The organism is Mycobacterium sp. D16Q13, from assembly GCF_002013375.1.
Classification (GTDB): Bacteria; Actinomycetota; Actinomycetes; order Mycobacteriales; family Mycobacteriaceae; genus Mycobacterium.
This window is the reverse complement of sequence record NZ_MAEW01000016.1, coordinates 1-14,377: the sequence shown is the minus strand read 5'-3', so window position 1 is coordinate 14,377 and position 14,377 is coordinate 1. Positions and strand designations below refer to the sequence as shown.

Below are 14,377 nucleotides of genomic sequence, written 5' to 3'. Positions count from 1 at the left end.
GCCCGGTAGTGTCGTTTGACGCCCAGGGACCCGGGGCGGCACAACGACGGCAGGAGGTGATCACTGGTGGCGGCATCCGGAACCCATCGGTTCCTCCCGCGGACACGCCAGCACCGGGTGTCCGACCTCGCCTCACTGGTCTCGGCCGAACTGCGCGGGTCACGCACCGACACGACCGTCTCGGGAGTCACCCTCAGGGCGCAGGACGCGCGCGCGGGTGACCTCTTCGCGGCGCTACCCGGCAGTAGTGCGCACGGCGCACAGTTCGCATCCGAGGCGGTTGCCGCGGGGGCGACGGCCGTGCTCACCGACACCGCGGGAGCCCAGCTGCTGGCGGATCAGGGCTCGGATCTCACGGATATCGCGGTGTTGGTTCACCCCATCCCGCGCGCGGTGCTCGGTCAGCTCGCGGCGACGGTCTATGGAGACCCCTCGCGGCAGGTGCAGGTGGTGGGTGTCACCGGAACCTCCGGAAAGACCACCACCACCTACCTGGTGGAGGCAGGTCTGCGGGCAGCGGGCAAGCGTGTCGGTCTCATCGGTACGGTCGGGGTGCGGATCGACGGCGAGGATGTCCCCAGTGCGCTGACCACCCCCGAGGCGCCGGCTCTGCAGGAGCTGCTGGCCGAAATGGTGCAGCGTGGTGTGGACACCGTAGTCATGGAGGTGTCCAGCCACGCGTTGGCGCTCAACCGTGTGGACGGCACGCACTTCACGGTGGGAGCGTTCACGAATCTCTCGCGAGATCACCTCGACTTCCACCCCAACATGGAGGACTATTTCGCCACCAAGGCCAGGCTCTTCCAGCGTGATTCACCGCAGCGGGCACGGCATTCGGTGATCTGTGTCGACGATGACGCCGGGCGCGCCATGGCCGAGCTGGCGCGTGTGGCGGGTCCCGACGTCATCACGGTGAGCTCGCGCGCCGGTGCCGTCGCGGACTGGACCTGCTCGGGTGTGGCGGTCGGTTACGACGGCGGTCAACGGTTTGTCGCCCAGGGTCCCGGGCGCGGCGTTGAACTCGGTATCGCGCTACCGGGTCATTACAATGTGGCCAATTGCCTTGTTGCCGTTGCGATCATAGAACTACTCGGGGTGCCGGCGGCGACCGCCGCGCCGGGGATCGCGACCGCCGGGGTGCCGGGACGCATGGAGTCGGTGGTTGCCGGCCAGCCGTTCTTGGCCGTCGTCGACTATGCCCACAAGCCCGGGGCGCTACGCGCGGTCCTGGAGAGCCTGCGCAGCCATCGCGAGGGCCGGCTGGCGGTGGTGTTCGGCGCGGGCGGCAACCGCGACCGTGGCAAGCGCGCCGATATGGGGCAGGTCGCGGCGGAGCTGGCCGATCTGGTGGTGGTCACCGACGACAACCCCCGCGACGAGGATCCGGCGGCGATCCGCGCCGAAATAATCTCCGGGATAGGCGGGTCGGATGCCGAGGTAGTCGAGATGGGCGACCGACGGGCCGCCATCGACTTTGCCGCCGAATGGGCACGACCGGGGGATACCGTCCTGATCGCGGGCAAGGGGCACGAGAGTGGTCAGCGCGTCGGTGCGGTTTCCGTCCCGTTCGACGACAGGGTGGAGCTGCGTGCCGCGCTGGAAGCCCTGGAGAGCTCGAAAAGACGCGGGAGCCTGAAATGATTGAGATGACTGTCGCCGAGATCGCCGAGATCGTCGGTGGGCGTCTCGACGGAATCAGCGCCGAAGCGGCCCGGGCCACGACCGTGACCGGCACCGTTGAATTCGATTCGCGCCGCGTGGGACCCGGTGGCCTGTTCCTGGCCTTGCCGGGTGCCCGGGTCGACGGCCACGATCATGCCGAAGGTGCCGTCGCGGCCGGTGCCGTTGCCGTGCTGGCCGCCAGGCCGGTGGGGGTGCCGGCCATCGTGGTGTCGCCGACCGGCGTGGCACGCACCGAAGTGTCGGCACTGGAACATGATTCGGATGGGTCGGGTGCTGCGGTGCTGGCCGCGACCGCAGCGCTGGCGGCCGAGGTGGCTCGACGGCTCACCGGGCGGGGGCTGCGCATCGTGGGCGTCACCGGCTCGTCGGGAAAGACGTCGACAAAGGACCTCATCGCCGCGGTGCTCAGCCCGCTCGGTGAGGTGGTGGCTCCTCCCGGATCCTTCAACAATGAGCTCGGTCACCCCTGGACCGTCCTGCGGGCGAGCGAATCGACCAGGTTCCTGGTGTTGGAGCTGTCGGCCCGCCGGCCCGGAAACATCGCGGACCTCGCCGCCATCGCGCCGCCATCGATCGGTGTCGTACTCAACGTCGGCACGGCACATCTGGGTGAGTTCGGCTCGCGACAGGCCATCGCCGATACCAAGGGCGAACTGCCGCAGTCACTTTCGAGTGATGGTGTGGCGGTGCTGAATGCCGACGACTCTGCGGTGGCCGCCATGGCGGCCAAGACACCGGCGCGAGTGGTGCGCACCAGCGTGCACAGCACCGCCGATATCTGGGCGAGCGAGGTGAGTGTCGACGATCTGGCGCGTGCCCGCTTCACCCTGCATGCCGGTGACGAGGCCGTACCGGTCCAGCTGGCCGTGCATGGTGAGCACCAGGTGGGTAACGCGCTGGCCGCCGCCGCGGTCGCCCTGGAATGCGGCGCGACCCTCGCGCAGGTCGCTGACGCACTCGCCGGGGCGGGGCCGGTATCGCGGCGCCGCATGGAGGTCAGCACCCGAGATGACGGTGTCACGGTCATCAACGACGCGTACAACGCCAACCCTGATTCGATGATGGCCGGGCTGAAGGCCCTGGTCTCCATGGCCCGCCACGGGCGAGAATCCCGCCGCAGCTGGGCGGTGCTGGGGGAGATGGCAGAGCTGGGGCCCGACGCGATATCCGAGCATGACCGCATCGGACGGGCCGCCGTGCGCTTAGATGTCAGTCGATTGGTAGTCGTCGGAATCGGGAGGTCGCAGCGGGCAATGCATGCGGGTGCAGTGATGGAGGGGTCGTGGGGGTCCGAGGCGGTGCTGGTGGACGATCCTGCGGCAGCCGCCACGCTGCTGGCCGACGAGCTGGCCGCGGGCGATGTGGTGCTGGTCAAGGCATCGCAGTCGGCCGGGCTGTGGGTCGTGGCCGATGAGCTGCTGAAGGTGGTTGGCGCATGAGGCAGATCATCATCGCGGCCGGGATCGCGATCCTGGTCTCGATCATGCTCACCCCGGTGCTCATCCGGGTGTTCTCGCGCCAGGGCTTCGGCCAGGAGATCCGGGACGACGGTCCGCAGCATCATCAGAAAAAGCGCGGTACCCCGTCGATGGGCGGCGTCGCGATCCTGGCCGGTATGTGGGCCGGATACTTCGGGTCACACCTGATTGGCATCGCGTTCGGGTCCGATGGCCCCTCGGCGTCCGGGCTGCTGGTGCTGGCGTTGGGCACCATGCTTGGAGGAGTCGGTTTCATCGACGACTTCATCAAGATTCGCAAGGCACGTAACCTCGGCCTGAACAAGACCTCCAAGACCGTCGGCCAGATCCTGTCGGCACTCGTCTTCGGCGTGCTGGTGCTGCAGTTCCGGAACACCGACGGGTTGACGCCCGGCAGTCCGCAGCTCTCCTACGTGCGCGAGATCGCCACCGTCGCGATGCCCGCGATTGTCTTCGTGCTCTTCTGCGTGATTCTGGTGATGTCGTGGTCCAACGCCGTCAACTTCACCGATGGCCTGGACGGGCTGGCCGGTGGATGTATGGCCATGGTCACCGGCGCCTACGTCATCGTGACCTTCTGGCAGTACCGCAACGCCTGCTCCACACATCCCGGTGTCGCCTGCTACAACGTGCGTGACCCGCTGGACCTGGCGGTGATCGCGGCGGCAACCGCGGGAGCGTGTATCGGGTTCCTGTGGTGGAATGCCGCACCCGCCAAGATCTTCATGGGGGACACCGGATCGCTCGCTCTGGGCGGCATCATCGCGGGCCTGTCGGTGACTACCCGGACCGAGTTGCTCGCCGTGGTGCTGGGCGCGCTGTTTGTGGCCGAGATCGTGTCCGTGGTCCTGCAGATCGCCGCATTCCGCACCACCGGGCGCAGGGTGTTCCGCATGGCGCCGTTCCATCATCATTTCGAGCTGCTGGGCTGGGCGGAAACCACGGTCATCATCCGGTTCTGGCTCTTGACGGCGATCGCCTGCGGGTTGGGATTGGCCCTGTTCTATGGCGAGTGGCTCGCCACGATCGGTGACTAACCGGCCATGACCGCTTCTGATGTGCCGGAACTGGCCGGCGGGACAAGAGTTCTGGTCTGCGGTGCGCGTGTCACCGGCGATGCCGTGGTGGCCGCGCTGGCCGGATTCGACCTCCTCATCACCGTCTGCGATGACAACGAGGAAGCTCTGCAGCGTCATCGCGAAGCAGGGCGTGGAGCGCTCACCACCGCAGAGGCGCAGCGCTCCATGACCGACCAGGACCTGGTGATCGTGAGCCCCGGCTTCGGTCCATCCTCACCTGTCGTCATGGCCGCCGTTCAGGCCGGGTTGCCCATCTGGGGCGACGTCGAATTGGCGTGGCGTCTGGACGTTTCCGGTCGGTATGGACCGCCCAAGCAGTGGCTGGTGGTCACCGGAACCAACGGAAAGACCACGACCACGGCCATGGTCCACGAGATGCTGACCGCAGCGGGGCGTACGAGTGCACTGTGCGGGAACATCGGCGACCCGGTTTTGAATGTATTGGCTCGCGATGTCGACTATCTCGCCGTCGAGCTGTCGAGCTTCCAGTTGCATTGGGCGCCGTCGGTGCGCCCGGCGGCCGGCGTGGTGCTCAATGTGGCCGAGGATCACCTCGACTGGCATGGGGGAATGGACGCCTACACCCGGGACAAGGCACGAGCGCTCAACGGTGAGGTCGCGGTCGTCGGTATGGACGATGCGGTGGCGGCCGGGCTGCTTTCCGGTGCGTCGGCGCCGATCACGGCGGGATTTCGCACCGGTGAGCCCGCGCCCGGAGAGCTCGGGGTGCGCGACGGCTGGCTGGTGGACCGGGCATTCGGGGCTGACGTGCCGCTGATCGAGGTGTCAAAGCTTCCGGTGGGGGGTCCGATCGGTGTGCTCAACGCACTGGCCGCCGCCGCGCTGGCCCGCGCGGCGGGCGTTCCCGCCGAGGCCGTTGCCCGCGCGTTGGGAGCCTTTCAGGTGGGGCGGCACCGGGCCGAGCTGGTCGCTGTGCGTCGCGACATCGCGTATGTGGATGACTCGAAGGCCACCAATCCGCATGCGGCCGCGGCGTCCATCGCCGCGTATCGGCGTGTGGTCTGGATCGCCGGGGGGTTGCTCAAGGGCGCGGCGGTCGATGATCTGGTGCGCGGTTGTGCCGACCGGCTAGGCGCAGTTGTGCTGATCGGCACGGATCGAGGCCTGATCGCTGAGGCTTTGGCGCGACACGCGCCGGATGTACCCGTAGTTGCGGTTGTGACGCGCGAGGATGCTGGGGTGCAAGAGGCAAATGTGGTCTATGTGACTGATGAGGCGGATGGGGGTGGCACTGACGTGGGTACCCGGGTCATGTCCGCGGCCGTCCGGCACGCCAGCACAGTGGCCCAGCCTGGCGACACCGTGCTGCTGGCTCCGGCTGGCGCATCCTTCGACCAATTCAGCGGGTACTCCGAGCGTGGCGACAGATTCGCCGCAGCGGTGCACGCACTTACCGGTTAGGTGACAGCGACGTGTCGGCCCTGACCGCCCCATTCGCCAGAATTTTCCGCTCCAAGAACGCGACCACGCCGGCCAAGAAGTCTTCCGCCGTGAAGTCCGATGGGTTGGTGGCCCGGACTCGGCTGGGTGCCTGGCTGAACCGGCCCATGACGTCGTTTCACCTGATCGTCGCGACGGCCGCGTTGCTGACCACACTCGGGCTCATCATGGTGTTGTCCGCATCGGGCGTCGAGTCCTACGACGTGGACGGATCGGCGTGGGCCGTCTTCGGCAAGCAGGTGCTCTGGGTGTGTGTAGGCCTGGTTGGTTTCTACATCGCGCTGCGCACCCCTATCCGGGTGATGCGCAAGTACTCCTTTCCGGCCTTCGTCTTCACCATCGTCCTGATCACCCTGGTGCTCGTACCCGGAATTGGCACGTACTCCAACGGTTCTCGCGGCTGGTTCGTCTATGGCGGCATGTCGATGCAGCCCTCGGAGCTCACCAAGATCGCCTTCGCGATCTGGGGTGCGCATCTGCTGGCATCGCGTCGCATGGAGAAGGCGTCACTGCGCGAGATGCTCGTTCCCCTGGTGCCCGCCGCGCTGATCGCGCTCGTCCTCATCGTCATCCAGCCCGACCTGGGGCAGACGGTCTCCATGAGCATCATCTTGTTGGCGCTGCTCTGGTATGCCGGGCTGCCGCTGAAGGTGTTCCTCAGTTCGGTGGTGGCCGCCGTGCTGGCGGCGGCCATCCTCGCCGTCTCTGCCGGGTATCGCTCTGACCGGGTGAAGGCCTGGCTGGATCCTTCGGCGGACCCGCAGGCGACGGGTTATCAGTCGCGGCAGGCCCGATTCGCGCTGGCCCAGGGTGGTTTCTTCGGCCAGGGGCTGGGGCAGGGTTCCGCCAAGTGGCACTACTTGCCCAACGCCCACAACGACTTCATCTTCGCGATCATCGGCGAGGAGCTCGGCTTCGTCGGCTGCCTCGGGGTACTGGCCCTGTTCGGGGTGTTCGCGTACACCGCCATGCGCATCGCCAAGCGCAGTGCTGACCCGTTCCTGCGGATGCTGACCGCCACTGCCGGCATGTGGGTCATCGGCCAGTCCTTCATCAACATCGGGTACGTGATCGGCCTGCTGCCGGTGACCGGTATTCAGCTCCCGCTCATCTCCTCGGGTGGAACAGCGACGGCCACAGCCCTTTTCATGATCGGTCTTATTGCCAACGCGGCGCGCCATGAACCCGAGGCCGTCGCTGCCCTGCGCGCGGGTTCGGGTGACCGGATGAACAGGGTGCTGCGGCTCCCGTCGCCGGAGCCGTACGTGGCCCCGCGGATCGATACCGCACGTGATCGGCTCCGTGCCAAGTCGGCCGTGCGCAGCACCGAGACGGCCAAGCCGCGGCCCGATCGACCACGGCAGGCAGAGCCCAAACAAGGCGCCAAGCGCACGCCACGTGCACGCTCCGAGAGCGAGGCAGGGCATCATAGGCAGGTACAGCAGGTGCGCAGGGCCTCGGGCACGCGTGCGAGCGGCCGGACCCGTGAGCAATCCCGGGCCGGGGGTTCACGCGCCCGAACCCATCGATAGCTGCCGACATGTGATTGCTGTCAGACCGAAAGGATGCTCCCGGAGTGAGTGATGAACTTCGGCCGCTTTCGGTGGTGCTAGCCGGTGGCGGTACCGCGGGTCACGTCGAGCCCGCCATGGCGGTCGCCGACGCGCTGCGCGAGATCGACCCGTCGGTGCGGATCACCGCACTGGGCACCGAGCGCGGCCTGGAGACGCGGCTGGTGCCCGATCGTGGTTACGACCTGGAACTCATCGTCCCGGTGCCACTGCCGCGGCGACTCACGGGCGACCTGGTGCGATTGCCACTCCGGGTGCGCCAGGCGGTGCGGCAGACGCGGGCGGTGTTCGACAATGTCGGGGCCGACGTCGTGATCGGCTTCGGTGGTTATGTGGCCCTTCCCGCCTATCTGGCGGCTCGTCGCGGGCCGTTGCGCCGTTCCCGCGTTCCGGTGGTTATCCACGAGGCGAACGCTCGTGCCGGCCTTGCCAATCGGGTTGGAGCGCGCCGCGCACAGCGGGTGTTGTCCGCGGTCCCGGATTCGGGACTGCGCCACGCGGAGGTGGTCGGCGTGCCCGTTCGCGGGTCGATCACGGCGCTGGATCGTGCCGCGTTGCGGCAGGAGGCGCGCGCCCACTACGGGTTTGACGACAACGCACTGGTGCTGCTCGTGTTCGGTGGTTCCCAAGGTGCCGTGTCCCTGAACAATGCCGTCTCGGCAGCCGCCAATGACCTTGCCTCTGCGGGGGTTTCGGTGCTGCACGCGCACGGGCCGAAGAACACGATCGAGTTGCCCGAGCCGAGACCTGACGAGGGCCCGGGTGTCCCCAGGTATGTGGCCCTGCCGTACCTGGACCGGATGGACCTGGCGTACGCCGCGGCCGATATCGCGGTATGCCGGTCCGGCGCGATGACCGTCGCGGAGGTTTCGGCGGTCGGGCTGCCCGCCATCTATGTACCGCTGCCCATCGGCAACGGCGAACAGCGTCTCAACGCGTTGCCGGTTGTCGATGCCGGCGGCGGGGTCATCGTCGCGGATCGCGACCTCACTCCGGAGACATTGGCGCACATGGTGATCGAGATATTGTCCGATTCCGGCAAACTTGCCACGATGACGTCGGCCGCCGCATTGTCCGGACATCCGGACGCCGCGCGGCAGGTGGCTCAGGTGGCATTGGATGTCGCCCGAGAACGGCGTTCTCAGAGACGGGGCACCTCGCGATGAACGTCGGTCCACTCCCGGAGCACCTGCGCCGCGTGCACATGGTCGGTATCGGCGGCGCCGGAATGTCCGGTATCGCACGGATTCTGCTAGACAGGGGAGCGCAGGTATCGGGCTCCGACGCCAAAGAGTCCCGCGGCGTGCTCGCGCTGCGTGCCCGCGGCGCCGTCGTCAACGTCGGCCACGACGGTGCTGCCCTGGATCTGCTGCCGGGCGGTCCGACCGTGGTCGTCACCACCCATGCCGCCATTCCCAAGACCAATCCCGAACTGGTGGAAGCGAATCGGCGCGGTATACCGATCCTGCTGCGCCCCGTCGTGCTCGCGGACCTGATGGCCGGTTACCGCACCCTCATGGTGACCGGAACACACGGCAAGACCAGCACCACCTCGATGCTCATCGTGGCGCTACAGCATTGCGAGTACGACCCCTCGTTCGCGGTCGGCGGCGAGCTCAACGAAGCCGGTACCAACGCGCACCACGGCAGCGGGGACGTGTTCGTGGCAGAGGCGGACGAAAGCGACGGCTCCCTGCTGCAGTACCGGCCCAATCTGATCATCGTCACCAATATCGAGGCCGACCACCTCGATCATTTCGGCAGTGTCGAGGCCTACACGGCAGTGTTTGACGCGTTCACCGAAACCCTTGGCCCCGAAGGGGTTCTGGTGGTGTGCCTCGATGATCCGGGTGCGGCGGCATTGGCGCGCCGGGCCCATGAGCGCGGTATCCGGGTGCGTGGCTACGGCAGCGTCGATCAGGCCGAGGCAGGGAATGTCCCGGTGGCCGGGCGCTTGCGGGACTGGCAGTTCCGGGACACCGGAGCCATCGCCCAGATTCAGTTGACGGGCGAGAGCACCCCACGCACCATGCGGTTGTCGGTGCCCGGACGGCATATGGCCCTGAACGCGCTGGCCGCCGTGGTGGCCGCCGCCGAGATCGGGGCCTCCGTCGAGGGTGTGCTCGACGGTCTGGCCGGATTTGAGGGTGTGCGCCGTCGATTCGAACTGGTCGGTCAGGTCGAGAGTGTCCGGGTTTTTGATGACTATGCGCACCATCCGACCGAGGTGCGCACGGTGCTGCAGGCTGTTTCCGGGATTGTCGCGCAGCAGGGACATGGACGTTCCGTTGTCGTCTTTCAGCCGCACTTGTACTCGCGCACAGCCGCTTTCGCCACGGAGTTCGCCGCGGCGCTGAGCATCGCCGATCTGGTGTTCGTGCTTGATGTCTACGGGGCGCGGGAAGCTCCCCTCCCGGGTGTCAGCGGTGCGCTGATCGCCGAGCAGATCACCGGGGTGCCGGTGCATTACCTGCGCGACCTGTCGACGGTGGCTGATCAGGTCGCTGCCGCCACGGCGCCCGGGGATCTGGTGGTCACGATGGGCGCTGGCGATGTCACGCTGCAGGGTAAGGAGATCGTGCGTGCATTGCGCGTGCGGGCCAATGACTGGCCGCCGCCGAGGAATGGTCAATGAGCGAGTCGGACAAGACTTCCGAGGGCGCGGCGGAGTCGGCCCCGGAACCCGATGAGATCGAGGACTCCACCGCTGAGGCCGTCGGCGAGGACGACGCCGACGAGGGGCCGCGGATGCGGGCCAGGCGCGAGCGGATGGAGCGCCGGGATGCGCAGCGGCGCGCGATCGCCCTGGAGCAGGCGAGGCGCGAGGCGAAGGCCGCGGCCAAGGGCAAGCACGTCGACCAGGGCAAGGGCGCGGGCCGAGGGAAGGTTCAGGGTCTGCACACCCTGCTCCTCGCGGTACTGCTGACGTTGATCACGGTGGGGCTCGGAGCAATTCTGTACTTCACACCGCTGATGTCGGTGCGCCAGACGGTGGTTACCGGCACCGGAGTGGTGACCCAACAGGATGTCCTTGGTGCACTGAACATCGCGCAGGGAACCCGGCTGCTGCAGATCGACACCGTCGCGGCCGCGGACCGGGTGGCCAGCATCCGCCGGGTGGCCAGCGCGCGGGTGCAATGCGAGTATCCGTCCACGCTGCGCGTCACGATCGTCGAGCGGGTGCCGGTTGCCGGATGGGTGGGCAGCGACGGCACGCACCTCATTGACCGCGACGGGGTGGACTTCGCCAACGAACCGCCGCCGCCGGGCATCCCGGTGCTCGACGTGGTGGCTCCGGGGCCTCAGGACCCGACGACCAAGGCGGCGCTGCAGGTGCTCACCTCGCTGGCTCCCGATCTGGCGCGGCAGGTGGCCAAGGTCGCGGCGCCGTCGGTGTCGTCGATCACGCTGACGCTCGACGACGGTCGAACCATCGTGTGGGGGACTACCGATCGCACCGCCGAGAAGGCGGAGAAACTGGGGGCGCTGCTCACGCAGCCCGGCCGGATGTATGACGTGTCCAGCCCGGATCTGACCACGGTCAAGTAAGCGACCGCTCTGCTCGCGGTTTCTGGAAATAGCCACGGGAAAATCCCGGCATCCTTCGGCGCGCCTCCCGGGCCCGCTATCCCGCGCCCCCTACCGTTCTGTTTCAGCGGGACAACCTGACATAACTCTAAGCCTGAGGTAGAGGTTGAGAGTTTGCAGAGAGGCTCTAGCTACCCAGACCACGGCAGCAACCAGGGAGGAAGGCGACCATGACGCCTCCACACAACTACCTCGCGGTGATCAAGGTCGTCGGCATCGGTGGCGGCGGCGTCAACGCCGTCAACCGGATGATCGAGCACGGCCTCAAGGGGGTCGAGTTCATCGCGATCAACACCGACGCGCAAGCGCTGTTGATGAGCGACGCCGACGTCAAGCTCGACGTCGGCCGCGACTCCACGCGCGGCCTGGGCGCGGGTGCGGACCCCGACGTGGGGCGCAAGGCGGCCGAGGATGCCAAGGACGAGATCGAGGAACTCCTCAAGGGTGCCGACATGGTCTTCGTCACGGCCGGTGAGGGCGGTGGCACCGGTACTGGTGGTGCGCCCGTAGTGGCCAGCATCGCGCGCAAGCTCGGTGCGTTGACCATCGGTGTGGTCACCCGGCCGTTTTCGTTCGAGGGCAAGCGCCGCAGTGGCCAGGCCGAGAACGGAATTGGCTCGCTGCGCGAGAGCTGCGACACCCTCATTGTCATCCCCAACGATCGCCTGCTGCAGATGGGCGACGCCGCGGTATCGCTCATGGATGCATTCCGCAGCGCCGACGAAGTGCTGCTCAACGGCGTCCAGGGCATCACCGATCTCATCACCACGCCGGGTCTGATCAACGTCGACTTTGCCGACGTCAAGAGCGTCATGTCCGGCGCCGGTAGTGCCCTGATGGGCATCGGCTCGTCGCGTGGCGACGGCAGGGCACTCAAAGCCGCAGAGACCGCGATCAATTCGCCGCTGCTCGAGGCGTCGATGGAAGGCGCGCAAGGCGTGCTGATGTCGATTGCCGGCGGTAGCGACCTGGGTCTGTTCGAGATCAACGAAGCGGCCTCGCTGGTGCAGGAGTCGGCGCACCCCGAAGCCAACATCATCTTCGGTACGGTCATTGACGATTCCCTGGGTGACGAGGTGCGCGTCACCGTCATCGCCGCAGGTTTCGACGCCGGTGGCCCCAGCCGCAAGCCCATCAGCGGCACGGCTGCCCCGGGAACAGTCGCCCCCGGTAAGGCCGGTCAGGTCAACGGCTCCAACGGGACCAGCATTTTCGACACCATCGACGCGCAGAGCCTGCCCCGGGACACCAACGGTGCCACGGTGACGCTCGGCGGCGACGAGGACGATGTCGACGTGCCACCCTTCATGCGGCGCTGACGGCTTGCTGTTTAACCGACGAACTACCCTCTGACGTATGGGTTTTCGAGTTCGACGTGTCACCACCACCCGGCGTGGTGGCGTGTCACGCGCACCTTTTGACAGTTTCAACCTCGGCGATCACGTGGGTGACGACCCCGATGCGGTGGCTGCTAACCGGTCACGCCTCGCGGGCGCGCTGGGCTTGCCGGACGATCATCTGATCTGGATGCAGCAGGTTCACGGCGACAACGTGCACCGCGTCGAGGGGCCCGGCACATCGGTTATCCCGGACACCGACGCGTTGTTGACCACCGAACCCGGTATCGCGCTCGCGGTCCTGACCGCGGACTGCGTCCCGGTGCTACTCGCCGATGCGAGCGCGGGAGTCATCGCGGGTGCCCACGCCGGTCGGGTCGGCGCCAAACTCGGCATCGTGCCGCGCACCGTCGACGCCATGGTGGAAGCCGGTGCGGAGGTCGGCCGTATCTCGGCCTTTCTCGGGCCGGCGGTAAGCGGTCGGTATTACGAGGTGCCAGCCGATATGGCCACGGATGTCGAGACGGCGCTGCCGGGGAGTCGCACGACGACCGGCGCCGGCACGCCGGGCCTGGATCTGCGTGCCGGAATTGCCCGCCAGCTCGCCGGATTGGGCGTAACGGCCATTGATATCGATCCGCGGTGCACCGTGGAGGATTCCGATCTGTTCAGTTATCGCCGGGAGCCGCGTACCGGCCGACTGGCATCGGTGATCTGGCTCAGCTGATGTCTCGTGCCGATGAACTGAGCACCGCACTGGACGCGGTGCGGGAGCGGGTCCGCGCCGCCGCCGGGGCCGCCGACCGCGATCCCGACGACATCCAATTGCTACCCGTCACCAAGTTTTTCCCGGCGTCCGACGTCGAGGAGCTGTATCGGTTGGGCTGCCGCGCGTTCGGGGAATCGAGAGATCAGGAGGCCGCCGCCAAGGTGGAGCAGGTCGGCCACGCGGATATCCACTGGCATATGGTGGGCAATCTGCAGCGCAACAAGGCGAAGTCGGTTGCGCACTGGGCGTATTCGGTGCATTCGGTGGACAACTCGCGGCTGGTGTCCGCGTTGGATGCCGGTCGCGGGGCGGGGGAGGAGCGCGAGCCGCTGCACGTTTATCTCCAGATCAGCCTGGACGGTGACACCACCCGGGGCGGGGTGGATATCGCGGACCTCGCGGGGATCGACGAGCTATGCGCGCAGGTGGTCGCCAGCGAGCATCTGGAGCTCGTCGGCCTGATGGCTCTGCCTCCGCGCGAGGCCGATCCCGACCAGGCCTTTCATCGGCTCCAGCAAGAACACGAACGCGTCCGCCAGCGCTATCCACACGCGAATCGCTTGTCGGCAGGAATGTCCAACGACCTGGAGACCGCCATTAAATATGGGTCCACTTGTGTGCGTGTCGGAACGGCGTTGATGGCGCAACGACCGCTAACGTCACGGTAGATCGTCACTCCAGTCACATTTGCAACACAGCTGTAGAGACCGAGCGAACAACTGAACTCCATATAGCCCACGCACGGAAGGTCACGCGATGAGCACGCTGCACAAGGTCAAGGCCTACTTCGGCATGGCTCCCATGGACGACTACGACGACGAGTATTACGACGATGTCGACGCTCCCGCGCCCCGCCGCGCGTCCGCCGAGGACCGTCGGTACCCGCGTCGTGGCGAGCGGTTCGCCGACGATGCCGAGTACGGCTACGACGAGCCCGGCTACCGACCGGCTGGCCCGGCGGGCTACGCCGAGGAAGACCGTTTTGCCACCCGCCATCCGGCACCGCGCGAATTCGATCGTCCGGCACCGCGTTTGGGCTCGCTACGGGGTAGCGCCCCCACCCGTGGCGCGCTGGCCATGGATCCGCGCCGCGCCGCCATCTTCGAAGAGGGAAGCCCGTTGTCGAAAATCACCACGCTGCGCCCCAAGGATTACAGCGAGGCCCGCACCATTGGTGAGCGTTTCCGCGACGGCACCCCGGTGATCATGGACCTGGTGTCGATGGACAATGCGGATGCCAAGCGCGTCGTTGACTTCGCGGCCGGGCTCGCGTTCGCGCTGCGCGGCTCGTTCGACAAGGTCGCGACGAAGGTCTTCCTGCTGTCTCCGTCCGATATCGACGTCAGCGCCGAGGAGCGCCGCCGGATCGCCGAGAGCGGCTTCTACTCCTACCAGTAAAGAGCTTTAGCCG

Annotated in this window: 12 protein-coding genes; all 12 read left to right on the top strand. The window is 67.2% G+C overall.

From position 1 onward, the window contains the following. The first annotated feature begins 66 nt into the window (after positions 1-66). The 12 genes from B4400_RS17545 to B4400_RS17490 all read left to right on the top strand — a co-directional run bounded on the left by B4400_RS17545 (position 67) and on the right by B4400_RS17490 (position 14,364). Positions 67-1,641, top strand: a complete 1,575-nt coding sequence (locus B4400_RS17545) for a UDP-N-acetylmuramoyl-L-alanyl-D-glutamate--2,6-diaminopimelate ligase (RefSeq protein WP_078311807.1) — start codon at positions 67-69, stop codon at positions 1,639-1,641. After that, entirely contained in the window at positions 1,638-3,122 is a 1,485-nt protein-coding gene (locus B4400_RS17540) for a UDP-N-acetylmuramoyl-tripeptide--D-alanyl-D-alanine ligase (RefSeq protein ID WP_078311806.1), read from the top strand. Before B4400_RS17545 ends, B4400_RS17540 begins: the two co-directional genes overlap by 4 nt. Further along, complete coding sequence (gene mraY, locus B4400_RS17535; RefSeq protein WP_078311805.1) at positions 3,119-4,198, top strand: phospho-N-acetylmuramoyl-pentapeptide-transferase; 1,080 nt, start codon at positions 3,119-3,121, stop codon at positions 4,196-4,198. The genes B4400_RS17540 and mraY overlap by 4 nt, the downstream gene beginning before the upstream one ends. Positions 4,199-4,204: 6 nt before the next feature. Continuing rightward, positions 4,205-5,662: a UDP-N-acetylmuramoyl-L-alanine--D-glutamate ligase gene (murD, locus tag B4400_RS17530; protein ID WP_078311804.1), complete on the top strand. Its 1,458-nt coding sequence runs from the start codon at positions 4,205-4,207 to the stop codon at positions 5,660-5,662. Between the two features lie 11 nt (positions 5,663-5,673). Next, positions 5,674-7,233: a putative lipid II flippase FtsW gene (ftsW, locus tag B4400_RS17525; RefSeq protein ID WP_078311803.1), complete on the top strand. Its 1,560-nt coding sequence runs from the start codon at positions 5,674-5,676 to the stop codon at positions 7,231-7,233. Positions 7,234-7,277: 44 nt separating this feature from the next. After that, complete coding sequence (murG, locus tag B4400_RS17520) at positions 7,278-8,438, top strand: undecaprenyldiphospho-muramoylpentapeptide beta-N-acetylglucosaminyltransferase (protein WP_139361460.1); 1,161 nt, start codon at positions 7,278-7,280, stop codon at positions 8,436-8,438. Beyond that, a complete protein-coding gene (gene murC / locus B4400_RS17515) occupies positions 8,435-9,907 on the top strand; it encodes a UDP-N-acetylmuramate--L-alanine ligase (protein WP_078311802.1) in 1,473 nt (490 codons plus the stop codon). Before murG ends, murC begins: the two co-directional genes overlap by 4 nt. Beyond that, the gene (locus B4400_RS17510) at positions 9,904-10,821 is read left to right on the top strand and encodes a cell division protein FtsQ/DivIB (protein WP_078311801.1); all 918 of its coding nucleotides are present in this window, start codon (positions 9,904-9,906) and stop codon (positions 10,819-10,821) included. Before murC ends, B4400_RS17510 begins: the two co-directional genes overlap by 4 nt. A 209-nt stretch (positions 10,822-11,030) precedes the next feature. Then, positions 11,031-12,179 carry a cell division protein FtsZ gene (gene ftsZ, locus B4400_RS17505; protein ID WP_078291569.1) on the top strand — a complete coding sequence of 383 codons (1,149 nt, stop codon included), beginning with the start codon at positions 11,031-11,033 and terminating at the stop codon, positions 12,177-12,179. Positions 12,180-12,216: 37 nt separating this feature from the next. After that, positions 12,217-12,924, top strand: a complete 708-nt coding sequence (gene pgeF / locus B4400_RS17500) for a peptidoglycan editing factor PgeF (protein WP_078311800.1) — start codon at positions 12,217-12,219, stop codon at positions 12,922-12,924. Beyond that, positions 12,924-13,634, top strand: coding sequence for a YggS family pyridoxal phosphate-dependent enzyme (locus tag B4400_RS17495; RefSeq protein ID WP_078311799.1), 711 nt, complete (start codon positions 12,924-12,926; stop codon positions 13,632-13,634). Before pgeF ends, B4400_RS17495 begins: the two co-directional genes overlap by 1 nt. Before the next feature lie 88 nt (positions 13,635-13,722). After that, on the top strand, positions 13,723-14,364 hold the full coding sequence (locus B4400_RS17490) for a cell division protein SepF (RefSeq protein ID WP_078311798.1): 642 nt from the start codon (positions 13,723-13,725) through the stop codon (positions 14,362-14,364). Positions 14,365-14,377: the final 13 nt, after the last annotated feature.

Excerpts from the sequence above, each read along its gene's own strand:
- B4400_RS17540 (WP_078311806.1), top strand. The coding sequence starts at position 1,638 with ATGATTGAGATGACTGTCGCCGAGATCGCCGAGATCGTCGGTGGGCGT.
- mraY (WP_078311805.1), top strand. The coding sequence starts at position 3,119 with ATGAGGCAGATCATCATCGCGGCCGGGATCGCGATCCTGGTCTCGATC.
- murD (WP_078311804.1), top strand. The coding sequence starts at position 4,205 with ATGACCGCTTCTGATGTGCCGGAACTGGCCGGCGGGACAAGAGTTCTG.
- murC (WP_078311802.1), top strand. The coding sequence starts at position 8,435 with ATGAACGTCGGTCCACTCCCGGAGCACCTGCGCCGCGTGCACATGGTC.
- B4400_RS17510 (WP_078311801.1), top strand. The coding sequence starts at position 9,904 with ATGAGCGAGTCGGACAAGACTTCCGAGGGCGCGGCGGAGTCGGCCCCG.
- ftsZ (WP_078291569.1), top strand. The coding sequence starts at position 11,031 with ATGACGCCTCCACACAACTACCTCGCGGTGATCAAGGTCGTCGGCATC.
- pgeF (WP_078311800.1), top strand. The coding sequence starts at position 12,217 with ATGGGTTTTCGAGTTCGACGTGTCACCACCACCCGGCGTGGTGGCGTG.
- B4400_RS17495 (WP_078311799.1), top strand. The coding sequence starts at position 12,924 with ATGTCTCGTGCCGATGAACTGAGCACCGCACTGGACGCGGTGCGGGAG.
- B4400_RS17490 (WP_078311798.1), top strand. The coding sequence starts at position 13,723 with ATGAGCACGCTGCACAAGGTCAAGGCCTACTTCGGCATGGCTCCCATG.